The organism is Adlercreutzia sp. St.1H8 (genome assembly GCF_059728655.1).
This window is the reverse complement of record NZ_AP039376.1, coordinates 874,179-895,087: the sequence shown is the minus strand read 5'-3', so window position 1 is coordinate 895,087 and position 20,909 is coordinate 874,179. Positions and strand designations below refer to the sequence as shown.

At 67.2% G+C, this 20,909-nt stretch carries 19 protein-coding genes; 8 read left to right on the top strand and 11 right to left on the bottom strand.

What is annotated here, in order from left to right; all coding sequences use genetic code 11:
• Window positions 1–1,097: 1,097 nt before the first annotated feature.
• The 4 genes from AC6I0Y_RS03260 to AC6I0Y_RS03245 all read left to right on the top strand — a co-directional run bounded on the left by AC6I0Y_RS03260 (window position 1,098) and on the right by AC6I0Y_RS03245 (window position 7,220).
• Window positions 1,098–1,751 carry a cytochrome c3 family protein gene (locus tag AC6I0Y_RS03260; RefSeq protein WP_497733066.1) on the top strand — a complete coding sequence of 218 codons (654 nt, stop codon included), beginning with the start codon at window positions 1,098–1,100 and terminating at the stop codon, window positions 1,749–1,751.
• Window positions 1,741–3,468 (top strand): FAD-dependent oxidoreductase, encoded by a 1,728-nt coding sequence (locus AC6I0Y_RS03255; RefSeq protein ID WP_497733064.1) that lies wholly within the window; start codon window positions 1,741–1,743, stop codon window positions 3,466–3,468. Before AC6I0Y_RS03260 ends, AC6I0Y_RS03255 begins: the two co-directional genes overlap by 11 nt.
• A 431-nt stretch (window positions 3,469–3,899) precedes the next feature.
• Window positions 3,900–5,333, top strand: coding sequence for a helix-turn-helix transcriptional regulator (locus AC6I0Y_RS03250; protein WP_497733062.1), 1,434 nt, complete (start codon window positions 3,900–3,902; stop codon window positions 5,331–5,333).
• Between the two features lie 1,038 nt (window positions 5,334–6,371).
• Window positions 6,372–7,220 (top strand): DegV family protein, encoded by an 849-nt coding sequence (locus AC6I0Y_RS03245; protein ID WP_160710517.1) that lies wholly within the window; start codon window positions 6,372–6,374, stop codon window positions 7,218–7,220.
• Between the two features lie 70 nt (window positions 7,221–7,290).
• Here the strand turns inward: AC6I0Y_RS03245 and efp are convergent, their stop codons facing one another.
• The 10 genes from efp to ruvX form a co-directional block, all read right to left on the bottom strand.
• Complete coding sequence (gene efp / locus AC6I0Y_RS03240; RefSeq protein WP_160710518.1) at window positions 7,291–7,854, bottom strand: elongation factor P; 564 nt, start codon at window positions 7,852–7,854, stop codon at window positions 7,291–7,293.
• Between the two features lie 652 nt (window positions 7,855–8,506).
• Window positions 8,507–9,715, bottom strand: coding sequence for a M24 family metallopeptidase (locus tag AC6I0Y_RS03235; RefSeq protein ID WP_497733059.1), 1,209 nt, complete (start codon window positions 9,713–9,715; stop codon window positions 8,507–8,509).
• The gene (aroQ, locus tag AC6I0Y_RS03230; RefSeq protein WP_497733058.1) at window positions 9,712–10,215 is read right to left on the bottom strand and encodes a type II 3-dehydroquinate dehydratase; all 504 of its coding nucleotides are present in this window, start codon (window positions 10,213–10,215) and stop codon (window positions 9,712–9,714) included. Before aroQ ends, AC6I0Y_RS03235 begins: the two co-directional genes overlap by 4 nt.
• Before the next feature lie 128 nt (window positions 10,216–10,343).
• Window positions 10,344–11,456: a 3-dehydroquinate synthase gene (gene aroB, locus AC6I0Y_RS03225; protein ID WP_160710581.1), complete on the bottom strand. Its 1,113-nt coding sequence runs from the start codon at window positions 11,454–11,456 to the stop codon at window positions 10,344–10,346.
• The gene (locus tag AC6I0Y_RS03220) at window positions 11,438–11,971 is read right to left on the bottom strand and encodes a shikimate kinase (RefSeq protein ID WP_160710582.1); all 534 of its coding nucleotides are present in this window, start codon (window positions 11,969–11,971) and stop codon (window positions 11,438–11,440) included. The genes aroB and AC6I0Y_RS03220 overlap by 19 nt, the downstream gene beginning before the upstream one ends.
• Window positions 11,972–12,087: 116 nt before the next feature.
• On the bottom strand, window positions 12,088–13,260 hold the full coding sequence (aroC, locus tag AC6I0Y_RS03215) for a chorismate synthase (protein WP_160708901.1): 1,173 nt from the start codon (window positions 13,258–13,260) through the stop codon (window positions 12,088–12,090).
• A gap of 12 nt (window positions 13,261–13,272) precedes the next feature.
• On the bottom strand, window positions 13,273–14,232 hold the full coding sequence (locus AC6I0Y_RS03210) for a shikimate dehydrogenase family protein (RefSeq protein WP_497733055.1): 960 nt from the start codon (window positions 14,230–14,232) through the stop codon (window positions 13,273–13,275).
• On the bottom strand, window positions 14,232–14,780 hold the full coding sequence (locus AC6I0Y_RS03205; protein WP_497733053.1) for a YqeG family HAD IIIA-type phosphatase: 549 nt from the start codon (window positions 14,778–14,780) through the stop codon (window positions 14,232–14,234). Before AC6I0Y_RS03205 ends, AC6I0Y_RS03210 begins: the two co-directional genes overlap by 1 nt.
• Window positions 14,781–14,789: 9 nt before the next feature.
• Window positions 14,790–15,929: an endolytic transglycosylase MltG gene (gene mltG / locus AC6I0Y_RS03200; RefSeq protein WP_497733051.1), complete on the bottom strand. Its 1,140-nt coding sequence runs from the start codon at window positions 15,927–15,929 to the stop codon at window positions 14,790–14,792.
• Window positions 15,930–15,942: 13 nt separating this feature from the next.
• The gene (gene ruvX / locus AC6I0Y_RS03195) at window positions 15,943–16,365 is read right to left on the bottom strand and encodes a Holliday junction resolvase RuvX (protein ID WP_160708909.1); all 423 of its coding nucleotides are present in this window, start codon (window positions 16,363–16,365) and stop codon (window positions 15,943–15,945) included.
• A 164-nt stretch (window positions 16,366–16,529) separates the two neighbouring features.
• Between ruvX and AC6I0Y_RS03190 the strand changes: the two genes are divergently transcribed.
• The gene (locus AC6I0Y_RS03190) at window positions 16,530–17,456 is read left to right on the top strand and encodes a site-specific integrase (RefSeq protein WP_160708911.1); all 927 of its coding nucleotides are present in this window, start codon (window positions 16,530–16,532) and stop codon (window positions 17,454–17,456) included.
• Here the strand turns inward: AC6I0Y_RS03190 and AC6I0Y_RS03185 are convergent.
• Window positions 17,453–18,055 (bottom strand): restriction endonuclease subunit S domain-containing protein, encoded by a 603-nt coding sequence (locus tag AC6I0Y_RS03185; RefSeq protein WP_497733048.1) that lies wholly within the window; start codon window positions 18,053–18,055, stop codon window positions 17,453–17,455. The genes AC6I0Y_RS03190 and AC6I0Y_RS03185 overlap by 4 nt on opposite strands.
• Window positions 18,056–18,515: 460 nt before the next feature.
• On the opposite strand from AC6I0Y_RS03185, the gene AC6I0Y_RS03180 reads away from it, so the two are divergent.
• The 3 genes from AC6I0Y_RS03180 to AC6I0Y_RS03170 are packed head-to-tail and all read left to right on the top strand — an operon-like array spanning window position 18,516 to window position 20,587.
• Window positions 18,516–19,037, top strand: coding sequence for a helix-turn-helix domain-containing protein (locus AC6I0Y_RS03180; protein ID WP_217983490.1), 522 nt, complete (start codon window positions 18,516–18,518; stop codon window positions 19,035–19,037).
• Window positions 18,980–19,882, top strand: a complete 903-nt coding sequence (locus AC6I0Y_RS03175) for an IS3 family transposase (RefSeq protein WP_160214616.1) — start codon at window positions 18,980–18,982, stop codon at window positions 19,880–19,882. The genes AC6I0Y_RS03180 and AC6I0Y_RS03175 overlap by 58 nt, the downstream gene beginning before the upstream one ends.
• Before the next feature lie 9 nt (window positions 19,883–19,891).
• The gene (locus AC6I0Y_RS03170; protein ID WP_497733642.1) at window positions 19,892–20,587 is read left to right on the top strand and encodes a Fic family protein; all 696 of its coding nucleotides are present in this window, start codon (window positions 19,892–19,894) and stop codon (window positions 20,585–20,587) included.
• Window positions 20,588–20,909 lie beyond the last annotated feature (322 nt).

The following is a 20,909-nucleotide window of genomic DNA, read 5'->3' as shown; positions in this document are numbered from 1 at the left end:
ACTCGCACCCCCTTCTCTCTCGGTCGTCAAAGATCAAGTAGAGGATTATAGGATAGCCGGGGCGGGCGCGCGGGACGGCGCGGGGAATTTGCCGACAAGAAACACTAACGGCCGGGCACGCGGAGGCGGGCGCGCGGAGGAGGCGCTCTCCGTTGGACGACGGGTGAGGGTGGGCGCGCAGGCGGGCGGCGTCGCGCGGTGGACTGAGGGGCGGGCGACGAGGGCACAGGCGGGCGGCGGGCGGGCGGCGGGAAGCCGCCGATCGCGCTGCGGCCAAGCGCGCGCCGAAAGCCAGATTTCTGGCCAAAAACATTGTGTTTTACGCACCTGGCGCAGGCGAAACCGCGTAAACCTCGGGATTTTTGGCCAGAATCGGCTCCGCGCGGCACGGATTCTGCGTAAACCAGGATGTTTTTGGCCAGTCACCGCCCGCTGGCACCCGCCCCCCCGGCGCGCCCCCGTGGCCCGCCTGGCCGCGCCGGGGCGCCGGGCGGGGGCAGGCGGCGGGCCGGAGGGCAGGCGGGGGGGGTGTACGCGCGGGCAGCGAGCGCGCAGGCGGGGGCGAGCGGTGTTGCGCGGTGGGACGGGTGCGCAGGCGAGCGACGTCGCGCGAAGGGACGGCAGGCGGCGGGCCGGGGGGGCGCCGGGCGGTGTCGCGAGTGGATCGCGCGATGGGCCGGGAAACGCGAGCGGATCAGAGGGGGATGTCAGCGCGAGGCGCCGTTTTCGCCAAAAAGCGAGGTTGTGCGCCGCGAAGCCCGCCTCCATGGAGTCCCACGAAAGTTATCCGCGGTTTTTTCCAGGAAGAACGGCGAGCAACCACGCTGCCGCGCCGCCGCACCCCTTCCCCACCAGCGCACAACCTCGCTTTTTGGCGAAAACGGCGGCGAAAACGGATGGCGTAACGGCGCCCCGCCCATTCCGTTGCCGACCGAGTCATCTGGGCGCCCCGTCTCGCACAGCCAGCGTCAAATTCTTCTCACCCGCTCTCCACCTGGGGTTTTGCCGATTTTACCCCGATAGGGTAATAGCCGGGGAGCCACGCGCGGGCATACAGTCGGGCCAGCGTCTCTCAAGCAAGCGAGCAAGGAGGAGAAATGACAGACGAACAGGGAGGAACACCCTCCGCGGACGCCGCGACAAGCGCCGCGGCCTCTGGCGCACCGACGCCTGCGCCGGCGCCCAAGCGGTCGCGGCGGCGCACGTGGACGGCCGTGGGCATCGTGGCCGCCGTCATCGTGGTGGCGGGCGCGGGCTTCTGGGTGTGGCATGAGCAGCCGAGCTTCTGCAACGCCATCTGCCACAGCCCCATGGACTACTACGTGGAAACCTACGACGCGGGCGGCCCGCACCTGGGCATCACCGCCCATGCGGCCGACGGGGTGACCTGCCTCAAGTGCCACGAGGCCGAGTTGACCACGCAGGTCTCCGAGGCCATGGCGTGGGCGTCGGACAACTACCCGATGACCGAGGACGGCACCAAGCTGGCCACCGGGAAGGAGTTCGCCACGGAGCAGTTCTGCGCCAAGAGCGGCTGCCACCACGAGCTGGGCGAGAGCTATGACGAGATCACGGCCAACCTGTGGGGCTTCGCCGACAACGACGAGAAGTACAACCCCCACGCGAGCCATCAGGACCTGGCCCTGGAATGCGGCGACTGCCACGGCATCCACGAGGCCAACGTGCTCACGTGCAACGAGTGCCACGATCTGAACATGCCCGAGGGATGGGAGGCCCCCAGTGAGCAGTAACGGATTCTCGCGCCGCAGCTTCCTGCAAGGCGCCGGGCTAGCGGCCCTGGGCGCGCTCGGCGCCAGCACGCTGGCCGGCTGCGGAAAGGGCTACGCCGCGCCTGAACCGGCCAGCCGGCGCACCGGTGACTTCGGCGGGCCGTCCTGGCTAGGAGCGCCGCCCGTCATCGACGAGGCGGACATCGCCGAGACCATCGACACCGAGGTGCTGGTGGTGGGCGTGGGCACCGGCGGCATCCCGGCCATGATATCGGCGGCCGAGAACGGCGCGCGCGTGCTCGGCATCGACCGCCAAGGCGAGCCGAAGAACGTCCGCGAGGACATCGGCGCCATCGACTCGCGCTTGCAGCAGGCCTCCTTCGAGGAGTTCCCGCAGTTCCGCATCGACAAGATGGAGGCGATGGAGGACATCGTCCGCTACGCCAACGGCTTCGTGAACTACGACCTGGTGAAGCTGTGGGCCAACGAGTCCGGCGCCATGGTGGACTGGCTCACCGACATCATCGAGCGTGACGGCAAGATGGTCATGGAGTTCGAGGGCGGCGTGGGCAACATCGACGACCCGGGCCGCGACAAGGCCTTCGCCACCGGCCACAGCCCCCAGCTCACCGCGGCGGGCCAGGCCGACGAGGCGTGGGGCTTCGCCGAGTCCATCCTCGCCTACGCCGCCGAGCAGGGCGCCGAGGTGCGCTGGTACACCGAGTTCGTCAAGTGCGAGCAGGACGCCGGCGGGCGCGTGACCGGCGTCATCGCCCGCGAGGTGAAGGGCGAGCGCCGCTACCTGCGCATCAACGCGTCGAAGGGCGTGATCCTGTCCACCGGCGGCTACGGCAACAACCTGGAGATGATGGAGGATCGCCAGGCCTGGAACCAGAAGATCCGCATCGCGGCCCCCGGCTCCGGCGGCAACCCCACCGGCGACGGCATCAAGGCGGCCCTGTGGCTGGGCGCCACCATGGACCCGCTCGGCGCGGCATGCACCTTCAACCGAGCCTGCGTGAAGCCCGACCAGACCGCCGGCGACGGCGTGGTAGGCCGCTGGTTCTGGTTCGGCGAGCAGCCGTTCCTCAAGCTCAACCTCAAGGGGAAGCGCTTCTGCAACGAGTCCGGCCCCTACGACTACATGCTGCACTCCACCATCATGCAGCCGCACCAGACCTACGTGGACATCTGGGACGCCAACCACGCCGCCCAGGCCGAGGCCATGGACGAGGTGGGTTGCTGCCGGCTGTTCCCCTTCGACAACGGGGCGAAGAACAACATCCCCATGAAGGTGGTCGACGGCATGATCGACAAGCTCATTGAGGACGGCTACGTGCAGAAGGCCGATACCATGGAGGAGCTGGCCGAGAAGCTGAACCTGCCCGTGGAGGCCACGGTGGCGTCGTGGACGCGCTACAACGAGATGGCCGCGGCCGGCCGCGACGAGGACTACCACAAGGAGCCCCACCGCCTCATGGCCATCGACACGCCGCCCTTCTACGGCGTGCGCACGGGCGCCTGGTTCCTGGCGACGCTTGACGGCGTGACCATCGACACGGACATGCACCCCTGCGACGAGAACGGCGATCCCATCGAGGGCCTGTACCTGACCGGCAACGACTCGGGCGGCTTCTTCAGCGTGAGCTATCCGAACCTGCTGACCGGCCTGGCCTGCGGGCGCACGATGACCTTCGGGCGGCGCGCAGGCATGCTGGCCGCCACCGGGCAGGCGTAGCCCCGCCGGGCAGGCACGCGGCGGGCTCGGCCGCGCCAGGCCAGGCCGGCCGCGAGGGCGACGCGGCGTGCACGATGACCCGCGCGCCGAGGCCGCCCCTCGGCGCCCGCCCTCGCGGCATCCCGCGGCACAGGCGGACGTCCGCCCCCCGAGCGCCCCGCCACCCCTCCCGGCGGGGCGTTTTTGCTGCATGCGGAGGGACGCGTGGCACGCAGCGCGCCCGGGGCGCCGAGGGCGCACCGGGCAGAGGGAGGCACGCTCGCCGGATCGGGCGACGGCCGAGCCGGGCGGGGATGCGAGGGGCGCTCACGTGCGAGGGGGGGGGCGATGGCGACGCATCCGACCACCGCCGACGTCGATCCGCGACGCCTCTCCGATGGCGCGAGGGCCTACAATAGAAGGCAGGCGACGGACAGCGAGAGGAGGCTGGCATGGCGAACGACGAGAAGCGACGCACGGCCGACGGCGATGGCGCAGGCATGGACGAGGCCGTGCTGGCCGCCGCCGCGCTCTCCCTCCTGGTGGCCTCGACCTCCTTCATGAACACGGCGGTGTTTCCGCTGTTCGACCCCATCTTCACCCATGCGCGCGACTTCTCCGTGAGCGCTACGGCCCTAGCGCTCATGGCGCTGGGCTTCGTGGCCTACCGTGCGCCGCGCCTGCTGACGCCCGCGAGCTTCATCGCGGGCACCTTCGCGTTTCTGGCAGCCGGCGCCGGCGTCATGCTGGCGGGCCTGATCTTCTCCCACCCGGCGACGCTCACCCTGGGCGCCTGCCTGGTGGGCGTGGGACGCGCAGGCGCCACGGTGCTGACGGGCCTGGCGCTCGCGCGGCTGAGGCTGCGCTTCGTGGCCCTGGGGATCAGCGCGGCCTACGGGCTGCAGCTGGCCACCGGCGTCTTGGCCGGCGCGGTTCCGGCCGCCGTAGGGGTCGGCGCCTTCCTGCTGTGTCCCGTAGCGGCCGCAGCGCTGACCGAGCGGCCGGCGCGCATCGTGCTCGAGCACAGCCACGGCCGGGAGGCGCCGCACGACTTGGCCGTCACCAGGCCTTCGTCGTTTCTGTCCCCCTTCTCCACGCTGTTCGTGTGCCTGCTGCTGTTTCACGTGGCCTTCGGGTTCGCGCTGCGCTTCGACGAGGTAGGCGGCGTGCCCCGCGCAAGCGCCCTGGAGGCGCTCCCGGCGCTAGCCGTGGGTGCCTGGGTGCTGCTGACGCGGCGCCCCTTCCCCGCCGACCTGCTGGCCCAGGTCTCCGCCCTCATCGTGATAGCCGGCTTCTTCCTGGCCTCGGATGGCAGCGCCTCCTTCACGCGCGGGGCCGTCACGCTGCTGTCGGCCGGCAACAGCCTCTTCGACATGACCGCCTGGATGGCGCTTGTGGCCATCGCCGAGCGCAATCCGCTGGGCGCGGCCACTACCATCGCCTGGGGGCGCGGGTTGTCGAGCCTGGGGTCGGTGCTGGGCGCGGCGGCGGGAACCGGCGTGAACCACGCTATCGGGGCCGACGGTCACCTGGTGTTTCTTGTGGTGGGTACGCTCATGCTCGTGTTCGCCGCCTACGCGCTCATCGGGCTCAAGCGCTTCACCTTCACCGGCGCCATCGAGGGCATCCAACCCGTGGGCGAGCGCGACGCAGCGACTTCCCCCGCCGAGCGGCTCGAGGCGCGCTGCGGTGAGCTGGCCTCCGAGTTCGGGCTCACGCCGCGCGAGGCCGAGGTGTTCGCCATGCTCGCGCGCGGGCGCAACCGCGAGTACATCGAGGAGGCGCTGGTCGTATCGCGCAACACGGTGAAGGCGCACGTCAAGCACATCTACGCCAAGCTGGGGATCCACTCCCATCAAGAGCTGATCGATCTGGTGGAGGCATAGGACGCGACAAGGCGGCAGGGGCGCGGGCGGGCACCGAGGCCGAGGCTGCCGGGTACGCAAGGCCGAGGAGCTTCGGAGGCACGAGGAGGGGCGCCCTGTCATGGCTTCGCGAACGGGGGCCGAGGGTCGCGCTGGGGCCACAGGGCCCGACTTCGCAAACGAAGCGAGGCAGAGCGAGCCGGATTGCGGTACGCGCGGGAGGAGGCGAAGGCGGGGCGCTGGGGGCAGGGCGCTGAAGCGTGGAAAGGAGGACTCTCAGCGCTGCGAGTTCGGGGGGCATGGGCCCGGCACAGCATGCGGCCGAGTTCGTCGCGCCTGCGCGCTTGGCACCCCCCGCGCGATCGTTGTCCACACTCACCGCCCCCGCACGTTCGCAGCCTCTCGCGCTCGCCGTTCCCGCACGGCGGCCGCATTACGCACGCCGCCGTGACCGTCGCCCCTCGCGCATTCGCCCCCCCGACCGGCGACCCGCGGGTTCGCCCCCCCGACCGGAGACCCGCAGGCTCACCCCCCGCCCTCGACCGGAGACCCGCAGGCTCACCCCCCCCCGCCCTCGACCGGAGACCCGCAGGCTCACCCCCCCGCCCCCCGACCGGAGACCCGCGGGTTCACCCCCCGCCCCGCTGCCGCGTCGCCTTCGTGCCCCTCCCCCGCGGTCATCGCCCCCGCGACCCCAGCCCCCGCCCTCTCCCTGCACCCGCCCCTCCGCTTCGCCGCCTTGGCCCCGATTCCGATTTTCTGGCCAAAAACACCCTGGTTTACGCACCCGATACGACCAAAACCGCGTAAACCGTACGCTTTTTGACCAAAACGGGCGTCGCAGAGTGCCGATCGAGCGTAAACCATAGAGAAATTGGCCACGCTTTCGCCTCCACCCTTCGACCACCTGAGCAGGTGCCTTCCGCGCACTCTTCCCACCGCCCCCTATCTCCCCTTCCTATGGGGAAATTATTTGATTATCAAAGTAATAGTGGCCTACGCCTCCCGGCTTTGCTAGCCTACGCTGCGGGTTTACGTTTTTCGAGACAGGAGGCGCCGATGGGCGTTCGCATTATCGTTGATTCCGGCAGCGACATGGAGGCTGCCTACGCCGCGGAGCATGACGTGACGGTCGTTCCGCTGAAGGTGGCGTTCTCCGACGGCGAGTACGCCCAGGACGTCGACTTGTCGCGCGACGAGTTCTACGCACGCCTGGTGGAAAGCGACGAGATCCCCTCCACGAGCCAGGTGCCGCCCGTCGAGTTCCAGCGGCTCTTCGACGAGGCCGTCGCCGCCGGAGACGACGTGGTGTGCGTCTGCCTCTCAAGCAAGCTGTCGGGCACCTACGACAGCGCCTGCCTGGCCGCCGCCGCGCACCCCGGGCGCGTGTTCGTGGTGGACAGCCTCAACGCCACCGTCGGCGAGCGCGTGGTGGCCGAGCGCGCCCTCTCCCTGCGCGACGAGGGGCTTTCTGCCGCCGCTATCGCCGAGCGGCTGGAGGTCGAGCGCGGCGAGGTGTGTCTGGTGGCGGTGCTCGACACCCTCGAGTTCCTCAAGAAGGGCGGCCGCATCTCGGCGGCGACGGCCATCGCGGGCGGGCTGCTGTCCATCAAGCCGGTCATCGGCGTGGTGGACGGCGAGGTGGCCATGCTCGGCAAGGCGCGCGGCTCGAAGCAAGGCAACAACCTGCTGCGCCAGAAGATCGCCGAGAGCGGGGGCGTGGATTTCTCGCGCCCCATCTGGCTGGGCTACACGGGCCTGGACGATGCGCTCCTGCGCAAGTACGTCGCCGACAGCCGCGAGCTCTTCGACACCGCGGTGGCCGAGCCACCCACGACCCATGTCGGCAGCGTCATCGGCACCCACGTGGGGCCTGGCGCCATCGCCGTGGCGTTCTTCCACGCCTAAACGCCCCAAACGCACAGCGGCCCGCGATTGCTCGCGGGCCGCTTGTCGTTTTCAGGCTGTCGCTCGCCGGCTAGACGCGCTTGATGAAGCGGCCGTCGCGGGTGTCGATCTGCAGCACGTCGCCGATCTCGATGAACGTGGGCACCTGCAGCTCGACGCCGGTCTCGAGCGTGGCGGGCTTGGTGGTGTTGGTGGCGGTGTCGCCCTTGAAGCCGGGCTCGGTGTGGGTCACCTCCAGCTCGACGAACATCTGCGGCTCGATGGAGATGAGCTCGTCGCCGGCGTAGAGCAGCGTGGCCTCGTCGTTCTCCTTGAGCCACTTGGCCGCGTCGCCCACGGTGTCGGTGGGGATGGACATCTGCTCGTAGGTGTCGTTGTCCATGAAGTAGTAGTCGGAGCCGTCGTTGTAGAGGTACTGCATCTTCTTGGTCTCCAGGCGCACGGAGTCGAACTTCGTGCCGGAGTTGAAGGTGTAGTCCACGACGCGGCCGGTCTTGATGTCCTTGAGCTTGGTGCGCACGAACGCGCCGCCCTTGCCGGGCTTGACGTGCTGGAACTCAACGATGGTGCACATCTTGCCGTTATTGATGATGCACATGCCGTTCTTGAAGTCTGCCGTAGAGATGCTAGCCACTGGAGTGTCCTTTCACACAGCTCGCCCGCGCACGATGCAGGCGGGCCCGGGGTTTCAAACTGGTCTATTATACGCGCGACCTGCCAAACGCGCCAGAAAACCTGCGAAAAGACGGGAATGGAGAGCAGAGCCGGCGGCCGGGACCGAACCCGCTAAGCCAGGAAGCCGCCTCGGGCGGGCAAATCCTCTGCAAGGAGCGGATTTTCTGCAAATTCGAACGGTTTTGCACTGGCCTGAAGCGCGATGGAGCGCCATTCGCAAAGAGGCGGCGACTGTCTCCGTGAAGCAGTTTTCGTTCTCCCTGGTCAGGTTATGCCTCATGCGAGAATAATTTCTCCGACGCCCTGTCGGGGAGTGCAAAACCGCGCGAATTTGCACGACAAGGCGATTCTTTCGAGGAACGACGGGCAGCAGCCGGCCCCACCAGCACGACGAAGAAGATGGAAGCGGAACAACGAGAGGCGGCGGCCGGGCGGAAGGCGGGAGCCCGCCGGATCCGGCGGGCAGATGCCGCGCGTCAAGCGGGGCGCCCGGCGCTCCCGCGGCACCGGGCGTCCCCAAGCAGGGCTAGCCGAGACGAGAAGGAGGCCCCATGTACGGGGCCTCCTTTTTTGCAAGCTGTTCGCAAGACGCGGGCGCAGGCGCGGCCGCGCTAGAGGATCACCAGGTCGTGGGTCGACTGGGTGAAAACGTCGAAGCCGTCGTCGGTGACGACGCCGAAGTCCTCCAGGCGCATGCCGAAGCGGCCGGGTAGGTAGATGCCGGGCTCCACCGTCACCACGTTGCCGGCCACGAGATCGCGGTCGTTGCGGGGAGAGAGCACCGGCTCCTCGTGGATGTCGATGCCCACGCCGTGGCCCAGGCCGTGGCCCATCGCGCCCCCGAAGCCGGCCTCGGCGAGCACCGCCTCGGCGTGCTCGTGGGCGGCGCGCCCCGTCACACCCGGGCGCAGCAGCGCCTCCACCTCCTCGTTGGCACGGCGGATGGCCTCGTAGGCGGCGCGCATCTCGGGGTCGGGCTCCCCCAGGAACACCGTGCGCGTCATGTCGGAGCAGTAGCCCCAGGCCCGTGCCCCGAAGTCGAGCACCACGCACTGGCCGGCCTCGAGCACCGTGGCGCCGGGGATGGCATGGGGGCTCGCGCCGTTGGCGCCCGCAGCCACGATAGAGGAAAACGCCAGGCCCCAGGCGCCCTGGCGCTCCATGAAGCCCTCCAGCTCCAGCTGCACCTCGCGCTCGGTCATGCCCGGCGCCATGAAGCCCACGATATGGGCGAAAGCGGCGTCAGTGATGGCCTGGGCGGCACGCATGCGGGCCACCTCTGAGGCGTCCTTCACCGCGCGCAGGCCCACCACCACGCCAGAGGTCTCGCGGAAGGGAGCCGACGGCGAGAACGCGTCCTCGAGCCGGCGAAACTCCGCCAGCGAGATGGCGTCCTCGATGCCCAGGTCACGGGCGATCTCGTTGCCATGGAGCCGCCGGGCGAAGGCCGCGTGGGTCTCGCGAGCGTCGTCCACCTCAAGCGGCTGACCCGTGGCGGCTGCGCGGCAGGCCGTGGCGTAGCGCGAGTCGGTGTGGAGCACCGCGCGCCCGTGGTCGACGTAGAGGGCATGGGCGGCCTCCTCGTCGAAGACGCGGTCGAAGGCGGTGAGCCAGGCGATGTCGGAGGTGCCGCGCACCAGGAAGGCGGCCATGTCGGCACCGGCGCAAGCCTGGCGCAGAAGCCCCAGGCGGCGCGCGCAGGCGCCTCCGTCCACGAGCCCCGCACCCGCCGGGTCAGCGGCGGCGCGGGCCTGCTCGTCGGCCAGCGCGCGGGCGTCGGCGGCCGTCATGGCCAGCGGCGCCTCAGCGCCGGCGCTCATCGCGCGCCCCCTGCCGCCGGGCCCTCGGCCGCAGGCGCGCTCGCCGCCTCACTCGCCCCGTCCTTCCCCGCCGGGCCGTCCAGCAGGATGTCGAGCGCCCGCAGGTAGCCCGCCTTCCCCAGGCCCTTCACCTGGGCGATGCAGGCCGGCGCGATGACCGACACGCGGCGGAACTCCTCGCGCGCCTCGATGTCCGACAGGTGGATCTCCACCACCGGAACGTCGATGGTCTCCACCGCGTCATGGAGCGCGTAGGAGTAGTGGGTGTGGGCGCCGGGATTGTAGACGATGCCGTCGTAGCAGCCGTGGGCCTCGTGCAGCCGGTCGATGAGCGCGCCTTCGTGGTTGGACTGGAAGCAGTCCACCGCAGCGCCGCGCTCGGCCGCGTAGGCGGCGAACTCGGCCTCGATGGTCGCCAGGGTGTCCGTGCCGTAGATGGCCGGGTCGCGCACCCCCAGCATATTGAGGTTGGGCCCGTTCATGAGCAGGATCTTCTTCATCACGCCTTCCTTCCGTATGCGTTGGGCCCCGCCGCGAGGGAGGAGCCGCATGCCGTCTGCTCCGGCTGGCGCGCCCCGCGGCGGGGGGGGCGGCGCGGGCCGTGAGGCCCCGCGCGCCGCGGGCGGGCCTAGGCCTTGGTCGCCTCCCAGGCGCGCAGGTGCTCCAAGATGACGGCATCGTCCACGTCGACGAGCTCCCAGCGCCCCACGTCCACGGGCACGACAAAGCGCACCACGCCGGCGCGCGCCTTCTTGTCGCGCTTCATGGCGTCGAGCATCTCCTCGGGCGCGGCCGACCACGCGAGCGGCTCCAACCCCAGCGCGTCGAGCAGCTCGTCTTGCGCGCTCACCAGCTCCTCAGGCGTGCCGGCGAGCGCCGTCCCCAGGCGCGCGGCGAAGCGCATGCCCTCGGCCACCGCGGCGCCGTGCGAGTACGTGCCGTAGCCGGAGAGCGCCTCCACGGCATGGCCCAGGGTGTGGCCGTAGTTGAGGCACTCGCGCACCCCGCGACTCTCCGTCTTGTCCTCGGATACCACGCGCGCCTTGAACACGACGCAGCGCGCGATGGCCTCGGCCGTGACGGCCTCGTCGCGCGCGGCCAGGGCCGCGGCGTTGTCCAGCAGCCAGAAGAAGAAGTCGTCAGAGTCGATGACCGCGGACTTCGCCACCTCGGCGCAGCCGCAGCACCACTCGCGCTCGGACAGCGTGGCGAGCGTGGCGGTGGAGGCGCACACGTAGGCGGGCTGCTTGAACGTGCCCACCAGGTTCTTTCCCGCCTCCAGGTTGACGCCGGTCTTGCCGCCCACCGACGAGTCCACCATGGCCAAGAGCGTCGTGGGCACCTGCACCACGGGGATCCCGCGCATGTAGGTAGAGGCGGCGAAGCCGGCCAGGTCGCCCACGACGCCGCCGCCGAGGGCCACCACGGCGCAGTCGCGCGTGAGCCCGAGGCCCGCCATGGCCTCCCACACCTCGCCGATCACCGCGAGGGACTTCGAGCCCTCCCCCGCCGGCACCACGATATCGGCCGCGCGGAAGCCCGCCTGGGAGAGCGACGCCTTGGCCGCGTCCAGGTAGAGCGGCGCCACGTTGTCGTCGGAGATGACGAGCAGGCGCGGCGCGGCGGCCACGGCGGGCAGCTGGCGCAGCGCGGCGCCGAGGCCGTCGAGCACGTCGACCCCCACGCGCACGGCGTAGGAGGCCTCGTCGGGAATGTTCACCACTATCTTGGTCGCCGGCATAGGATGCCCTCCTTCTCGAGCAGGCGCTGAACCTCGCGGGCGATGGCCGCGACCCCCTTGCCTGCGGTATCGACGGTTACGTCGGCCACGGCCTCGTAGAGCGGCAGGCGCTCCTCGCAGCGGGCGCGGGCGGCCTCGAGGTCTTGGAAGAGCGGGCGCGACGAGGTGTCGCTGATGCGCGAGGCCGCCTCGTCGGCGGTGACGCGCAGATACACCACGAAGCCGCCCTCGGCCAGGATGGCGCGGTTCTCCTCGCGCAGGATGACGCCGCCGCCGCAGGACACGAGCAGCGGCTCCTTGGCAGCCAGCTCGGCCAGCACGTCAGTCTCCACGGCGCGGAAGCCCTCCTCGCCCGACTCGGCGAAGATCTCCTTCACGCGCTTGCCCTCGCGCCGCTCGAGGTAGGTGTCCATGTCCACGGACGCCACCGAGCAGCTCCGGGCGAGCCGTCGCGCCACCGAGGTCTTGCCCGCGCCCATGAAGCCGACGAAGAACACGGGCCGGGCGAGCTCCATGGGCTCGGGCCGCCGAGCCTCAGGCGCCGGAGCTGGGCGCGCGCCGCCGGGCCGGGCCCCGCGCGCCGCCGCCGGCCGCGCCGACGCCCCAGCGCGGCCTCCCCTTCCCCGCCGGCTCACCGCGACATCGTCCTCAGGCGCTGCTTGTAGGACTTCACGGCCGCCTTGAGGTCGGTCATGTTGGTGCAGCCGAATGCCTCCAGATACGCGTTGGCCAGAGTGAACGCCACCTCGCCCTCGGCCACGACGGCTGCGGCGGGCACGGCGCACACGTCACTGCGCTCCTTGGAGGCCTGCTCGACCTCAAGCGTGTCCAGGTTCACCGTGTCGAGCGGCTTCATGAGCGTGGGAATGGGCTTCATGGCCACGGTGACGATGAGCGGCATGCCGTTGGTCATGCCGCCCTCCAGGCCGCCGGCGTTGTTCGACGAACGCTGGAATCCGTCGGAGCCCTCGAGCACGATGGGGTCGTGCACCTGGGATCCCGGACGGCGCGCGGCCTCGAAGCCGAGCCCGAACTCGACGCCCTTGATGGCGGGGATGCCGAACAGGGCCGCGCCGATGCGCGAGGTCAGCCGGTCTGAGGCGCTCGCATAGCCGCCAAGCCCGGGCACGAGGCCACGGGCCACCACGCGAAACGTGCCGCCCAGGCTCTCGCCGGCAGCGCGCGCCTTGTCGATGGCGGCCTTCATGGCATCGGTGGCGCGCGCGCTCGGGCAGCGCATCTCCGAGAGCTCGATGTCAAGCGGCGTGTAGGTGGTCGCCGCCGTCAGGGGGTCGTCCTCGTCCATGGCCGCGTCGCCGACGGACACCACATAGGAGAACACCTCCACCCCCAGCTCAGCCAAAAGCTCGCGGGCGATGCCCGTGGCCGCCACGCGCGCCGCCGTCTCCCGCGCGCTCGCGCGCTCGAGGATGTTGCGGCAGTCGTCGGTGTTGGTGCGCAGGGCGCCCACCAGGTCGGCGTGGCCAGGGCGCGGCGTGACCTCGCGCTTGAGGTCGGCCGGAGGCGGGCCGAAGGGGGCCATGCGATCCGACCAGTTCACCCAGTCGCGGTTGCGGACGGAAAGCCCGATGGGGCCGCCGAGCGTGCGTCCGAAGCGCAGGCCACCCGTGACGCGCACCTTGTCGCGCTCGATGGTCTGGCGGCCGCCGCGGCCGTAGCCGCCCTGGCGCCGCGCCAGGTCGCTGTTCATCTGCTCCTCGGATATGACGAGGCCGGCGGGCACGCCCGTCACGATGGCCGTGAGCTCGGGGCCGTGGCTCTCGCCTGCGGTGAGGTATTCCATGGGCATCCTTTCTTAGCAGTCGAAGCCGGCGGCCTCGGCCATGAGGGCGAACAGCTCGTCGAAGCCAAGCGGCTGGGGCGCCTCAGCGATGTCGCAGACGATCTGCACGGTGACGACCGCCTGGGCCACGAGCATGCCGGCGCCGTCGAGCGCCGTGGCCCCCGCCGCGCGGGCCGCCGCCACAAGAGCCGTCTCGCCGTGGCCGTAGACGGCGTCGAACACCCACTGCCCCCCGTGGAGCAGCGCCGTGTCGAAGGGCGCCGGGTCGCCTTCGGCCATGCCGAGCGGCGTGGCGTCGATGATGAGGTCGGCCGCGGCAATGGCCTGGGTGGACGTGGCGTAGCTTCCGTACTTGAAGCACACGTGGTCGAAGGCCTCGCGGAAGCTCAGGTGACCCTCGCTCGCAGCCGGCAGGTCGATGGTGGCGCGGGCCAGAAGGCCGTACTCGTCCACGTAGGCGCGCAGCACCTCGGCGGCGCGGTCCTTGTCGCGCCCGAGCAGCAGCGCCTCGTCGGCGCCGGCCTGGGCGGCGGCGTGCAGGATGGCCAGGGACGTGGGGCCCGTGCCGCACACAGCCACGCGCTTGCCGGCGAAGTCGAAGCCGGCGCGCTCCAAGTTGGCCACGCATCCCTGCCCGTCGGTGTTGTAGCCGATGAGAGCATCGCCCTTGCGCACGAGCACGTTGGCGCCGTGGGCCAGGCGCGCCGAGGCGGCGCGGGCCGTGGCCAGCTCGAAGGCGAGCGGCTTGTAGGGCGTGGTGATGTTGACGGAGAGGAAGTCGCGCTTCTTGAGGAACGCGCGCGCGTCGAGCGCGTCGGGCAGGTCCATGGCCCCGTAGTGCCAGGGAAGGCCGAGCCGCTCGTAGGCGGCGTTGTACATCACGGGCGACTTCGAGTGGGCGATGGGGTGGCCCAGCACGTAGAGCTTCTGGGGCGTCTCGGCCAGCGGCGCGCCGGCGGCGGATACGGTCATCACAGTCCCTCCTGGGAGCGGTTCTCCATGTTCTGGCGGCAGGCGGGCGGCGCGGGCTCGGGCTGACGCGACCCCAGCATCATACGCTCCAAGTTGCGCAGCAGGAGGGTGTGGGGCAGGTCCTGCTCGACCAGCGGTTGCAGCATGTAGGCCTTCATCCCCGCCAGATGCGCCGCGGCCACGTCGGTGAGCAGCTGATCCCCCACCATCACCGCGGAGGCGCGCGTGCCGCCGAGCTTGCGCATTCCCAGCAGCAGGCCGTGGGGCAAGGGCTTTAGGGCCTTGGCCACGATGGGCAGGTCCAGCTCGCCGGCGAGCGCGTGAACCGACGCGTGCCAGTTGTTCGACACCAGGCATACCCCCGTCCCCGCCTCACGGGCGCGCGCGAGCCACAGCCGCACGTCACGGGGCACCTCGTGGGTGTCGCGGGTGAGAATGGTGTTGTCGATGTCAAGCAGGACGCAGTCCAGCCCGCGGGCCCGCAGGTCGCGTTCCACGTCGATGTGGGACAGGCGCGAGAAGTACCGATCCGGATCCAGCAGCCCCATGACGGCGACCTAGTTTCCGGCGATGGCCCGCTGGTGCTCGTCGTAGGTCTCGCTGAAGAAGTAGTCCATGCCGCCCGACGCGTTGGGCTTGAAGTAGAAGAACAGGTAGTTCGTCTGATCCGGCTCGCACACGGCCTTCAGGCACTCGAGGCTCGGCGAGCAGATGGGCGTCGGCGGCAGGCCGGGGTTTGAGTAGGTGCTGTAGGGAGTGTCCGCGTGCACCTCGTCAGCCGTGGGGTCGTGGCCCACCTCGTAGGCGGTGGTGGCGTCAGACTCCAGGTAGGGACGGTCGGAGGCCAGACGGTTGTAGAACACCGAGGCCACGGTAGCGCGGTTCTCGGGCGCCGCCTCCTTCTCCACGATGGAGGCCAGGGTGACGGTCTCGTAGAGGCTCAGGCCCTGGGACTCGGGGTAGGCGAACGAAAGCTCCGCCGTCTCGGTCTGGAACTGGGTGAGCATCATGGCCACGATGGCGTTGGCGTCATCGCCCACGGTGACGGAGTAGGTCTTGGGGAACAGGAAGCCCTCGAGCGAGTTGGTGCCAGCGCTCTCCAGGAAGGGGAACTGGCCGGCCCACGCGCTGGCGTCGGCGGAGGCGGCCAGGAAGTCCTCGGCGCTCACGCGGCCGTTCGTGGCCTGGGCCACAGCGGCGGCCGTCGCCTCGCGCGTGAGGCCCTCGGGCACGGTGAGGGTGTCGCCCGTGGCCGCAGGGCCCGCCTTGAGAGTGGCGATGATGTCGTCGAGCGAGGTGCCGCCGGCGAACTGGTAGGTGCCGGGGATGAGCGCGCTCTCGGCGTCCAGCTCGCGCACGCGGTCGACGAACTTGTCCACCGAGGCCACGAGCTTGGCCTCCTCCAGCGACTGGCCCACGTTGTAGGCGCCCTCGCCCTGCTCGATGGCGATGACGGCCGTCTGCCCCTCGGGCAGCAGGTCGGCCGGCGGGTTCACGAAGCGCAGGATGAGGAAGACGGCCAGAGCCACCACCACGAGCGCGAGTACGGCGGCGGCGATAGCCGGGGCCTTGCTGCGCTTGGGGCGGATGGCGCTCGTGTCGTAGGTGCGGAACAGCTCATCGCCCCGCGCGTGGGCCGCGCGAGCGGCGTGGTTGGGACGTTCGGAGTAGGTGAGCTGCTTTCGATGGAGGGGCATGGGGCGGGTATCCTTATCTCGCCTGGGCGGCGCGCTCGTCGAGCCACGCCTGCAGGAACAAACTTGCCGCTATCATATCGACTTTGCCGCGCATGGCTCGCTCGTCGTAGCCCTTTTCACGCAAACTACGCTTTGCCGCAGCCGAGCTCAGGCGTTCGTCGGCAAAGGCGACGGGAAGTCCTGTCGCAGCGCTGACCTGGGACGACACCTTCCTAACGCGCGCCGCCTGCGGCCCCTCCTCACCAGCCAGGGTAAGCGGCAGGCCGCACAGCAGAAGCTCCGGTTCCCAGTCCTCCAGAAGCCGCCGGAAGGACTTCGCGCCAGAGGCCACCTCGGCCGCCGGCAGCACGCACACCGGAGACGCCACGCGCTCGCCGGGGTCGCTCACCGCCACCCCCACGCGCACCTCCCCGATGTCCAATGCCATGACGCGCATCCGCGCTCCTTTCGCCTTGCGTTTCGCTTCCGCTATTCTACCTTATCGCACGTTCGTTCCCTTGCACTTTCACGGCGCGGTGCGCATCATGGAAAATTCCCCCTTCTCCCCCCATTACGCCAGCGTGAGCGCGCTTTCAGTTTTTCGGAGAGAGAGGAGATTTTATGCCCAGCGAGCTTACCACGGACAGCACCTTCTACGACTACTATCAGCAATGGGTCGCCATGTACAAGGAAGGAGCGGTTCGCGATGTCACCCTGCGAAAGTATCAGCTGACGAAGATGTGGCTCTCGAGGCTCATTCCCCAGCTGAAGCTTTCGGAACTCAACCGGATAACCTATCAGCGGCTCCTCAACGACTACGCCTCCTGCCATGAGCGGCAAACCACCATGGACTTTCACCATCAGCTGAAGGGCGCCGTGCTCGACGCCGTCGACGAGGGGCTCATTGACCGCGATCCTACGCGCAAGGCCATCATCAAGGGAGTTCCGCCCAAGGCGAAGAAGCAGAAATACCTCAACCAGTTTGAGCTCCATCGCCTGCTCAACGACTTGGATCTCGGGCCTGAGATATCATGGGACTGGCTTATCCTGCTCATCGCCAAGACGGGCCTGAGGTTCTCCGAGGCCATCGCCCTCACACCGGCAGACTTCGACTTTTCCCGGCAGATCGTATCCATAAGCAAGACCTGGGATTACAAGTCTGGCACAGGATTCGTTCCCACAAAGAATCGCTCGTCAGTACGTAAGGTGCAGCTCGACTGGCAGCTCGTCATCCAGTTCTCCGAGCTCACCAAGTCCATGCCAAACGACGAGCCCATCTTCGTTCGGGGCAAGGTATACAACTCGACTGCCAACAGCGTCCTAGAGCGACATTGCCGCCATGCGCAGATTCCCGTTATCTCCATCCACGGACTCAGGCACACCCACGCATCGCTGCTGCTCTTTGCTGGAGTGTCCATCGCAAGTGTCGCTAAGAGGCTTGGCCATGCCAGCATGAACACGACGCAGAAGACCTACCTGCATATCATCCAAGAATTGGAGAACCAAGACGTTGACTTGGTCATGCGCTCGATTTCCAGCCTTATCTAGCCCAGCGCGCTCACGCTGACAAACCGACAAGAGGCCCCGAGAGCCAGACGCAACCAACAGACAGAACACGCCCGCCCCTCACGCTGGTGAAGGGTGATGAGCGAGTCGAGCTTTTGGAAGAGCGCGCCGATGCGGGATTGCTCCGCGAGGGAGGGCGCTGACACTGCCTGGCCAAGGAAGTCCCCCACAACCAGTTCGTTCATCATGGTTCCTCGCTTGGTCGCATTGATCAAGATCGGGCGCATGGTGGGCTCATGGTGAATATAGTATTTCCAAAAAGCATAATCTTGCTCAGCGATTGGCCTCAGGCAGCTAAACCGCGGCGACATTATGCCGTGACCAGCATCGTTTAGGACAAAACGGCCGTATGCGAAATGGCTATTAGCGTGCCCCTCGAACGCAATATCGCCTACACGCAAACGCTTGTAACTGGGCAAGGATTCATGCGCAGCGCCGTTTCCTTCCTCATTGAAGGACATGGTAGCTATCGACAAAGTCCTCTCGGCACCAAGACCGTCGCCGTTTCGTTCCTCGTTCTTTTGATAGAGCTCACCCAGCTTACGCTGTTCCCAGTTATATGCGCAAAACCTGGTCTCCAAACCTCTGATTCAGGTGCTTTCATTACAATGGACAAGACGATTCCGTCGAAGGAGGGCTTGTTGTGGCGTATGAACCGCCGTTTTCGTTAAACGACGAAATACTGTCTCTTGTTGCCGACATCGCGCAAAAGGTCGGGCGCGTTACGGCTCGAGAAGAAATTCGTTCCGCCCCGAAGCTGCGCAAGGAAAACCGCATCAGAACTATTCACTCCTCGCTAGCGATTGAAAACAATACCCTTACGCTTGATCAGGTTACGGCAGTGATTGAGGGCAGGCATGTCATCGCCCCGCCCAAGGATATTCTAGAAGTGCAAAATGCGATCAGAACCTATGAGGCTCTTGGGTCGCTCAAGGCAAACTCTCTCGAAGATCTGCTTTCGGCCCACCAAATGCTTATGGAAGGTCTCGCTTCTGTGTACTGCCTCCCATTTCTTGGACACGAGAAATGGGAGGCTTCTTTATGCCATCAGACCTTAGGATCAGATACGACGTCGATGTCCGCAGGGCCGCAGCGGAGCTCTTCGAGGAGGGCTATGGGTATCACGCGGCCGCGACCGTCCTAGCGCTTCCTCCTTCCGTTGTGAAACAATGGTGCTACAAGTTCGGCGCTGTTGGATTGGACGGATTGCTGCAGATGGGCGGACGACAGGTCAGATACACCTACGAGCAGAAGCTGGCCGCCGCGAAAGCGGTGGTCGAGGACGGCGAGAAGGTCCCCGATGCCATGGCGTCTTTCGGCATAGCCTCGAGGTCGGCGCTCCTCAAGTGGTGCAAAGCGTATCGGGAGGGCGGCGCTGAAGCCCTGCGCCCCAAGCCGAAGGGCCGACCCAAAGGGAGCGGGGCCGCGAAGGAAGGGATGACTCGCGAGCAAGAGCTCGAAGTCCGCGTCCGAAAGCTCGAGGCGGAGAACGCCTACCTAAAAAAATTGGCGGCCCTGAGGGCGGAGAAGAGCCTTCGAACCGGGAGAAGGCAGCGGCCGTAGCCGCGCTCTCAGGGCATTACCCGCTCGCTGATCTGCTGGAAGCGGCGGAGATGGCGCGATCGAGCTACTACTACGCGCTGTCGCATCCGAAGGCGCCGACCCGACCGGAGCTATGGGACGCCATAAGCGAGATATTCTCACGGACTCCCAACGGCTGCGGACATCGGCAGATCGCCATGTGCCTGCGCGCCGAGCGCGGCGCGCGCATCGCGGACAAGACGGTGTTGAAGGTCATGCACGAGATGGGGATCAGCTGCGGCATCCGCCGCGAAACCGACTATCACAAGTACAATTCGTACAAAGGCCTCGTCGGCGAGACCTTCGAGAACGTGCTGGGGCGCGACTTCGGAGCGGAGGGCCCTTGGCAGAAGATGGGCACCGACGTCACGGAGTTCAAGCAGGCGTGGGGCAAGGCCTATCTCGCGCCGATATACGACTTCGGGAGCAAAGAGATAATAGCGTGGTCGGTGTCGAAGAGCGCGAGCATGGCCCAGCAGCACGATATCCTCGATCAGCTTTTCTCCAGGATGCCGAAGGGCGCGACACCGATCCTGCATTCGGACATGGGCTGGCAATACCAGCAGAGGGCCTGGGCCGAGCGACTGAGAGAGCATGGCATCGTGCAGAGCATGTCGAGAAAGGGCAACTGCATCGACAACGGGGCTACCGAGCAGATCTTCGGTCATATCAAAGATGAGTTCTTCAAGGGTCGGAAATGGGCTACCTTCGAAGAGTTCAAGAAAGATCTGGACGCTTACATCGTTCATTGGAATACGAGGAGACGACAGGTTAAACTGAAAGGACTGACTCCGGAGGAATTCCGAAATCAGTCCTTAGCAGCTTAGTCCTTACTAATTCGTCCAAGTTTTGGGACGCAGTTCACTGAAGCGGGGCGTTTTCGAAGTGGTAACGTGGGTGTCTTTGCCGGCAACGAGCTCATTCACGCAGGCACACCAGCCCGCTATGTTCCCGAAGTGACGGGCGATCTGTTCGCCTGGCTGGCCAGCACGAGCGCACATCCTCTTGTTGCGTCGTGCGTGTTCCACTATGAATTCGAGTTCATCCATCCCTTCTCGGACGGAAACGGTCGCATGGGTCGCCTCTGGCAGACCCTGATCTTGAGTGAGTGGGATCAGCTCTTTGCGTGGCTTCCTGTAGAATCGATTGTGAAAGAGCGCCAAGAAGAGTACTACCACGAGCTTAGTCGCGCCGACGCTGTGGGTGACTGTACAGGCTTTGTCGCTTTCATGCTTAAAGCCATTGCGGACGCTCTCAATGAATCGTTGCTTTCGTCAACCGATGTCGGTATAAATGTCGGTATAAATGTCGGTATAACGAACGAGGCAACGAAGACGGAAGAAGGAGTTCTCTTGCTTGTGCGGGAATCTCCCACAATCACCGTTGCTCAGGCCGCCGAACAACTTGGCGTAAGCAAGCGCCAAGCCGAGAGGGTGTTTGCCTCCTTGAAGGCGCGGGGCGTACTTGTCCGCGTAGGGGCCAACCGCAACGGACATTGGGAAGTTGTCAAAAAGGGATTCACGAGCGTATAACTTGGGAACAGCGTAAGGCTGGAGAAGTTGCTTCGATGGTTTTCCGTGCGATTGCTGTAGAGGATGACCGTGAATACCAGTTGATAACTGTTAGACGTAGAAACGAAGGCGTGGTTCCTCGCGTCAAGCTGATGGGGTCCGCCATACTAGTAAAGAACTACCAAGTTCTCGAGGCTGGCGATTTTGTTATTTCGAAGCGCCAATTGGTACATGGCGGTAATGGATGCGTTCCGAATGATCTTGCAGGCTCAATCGTTTCAAACGAGTATTTGGTGATTGTTGATAGTCCAGAGGTGTCTGCGAAGTTTTGGGCTTTGCTGTC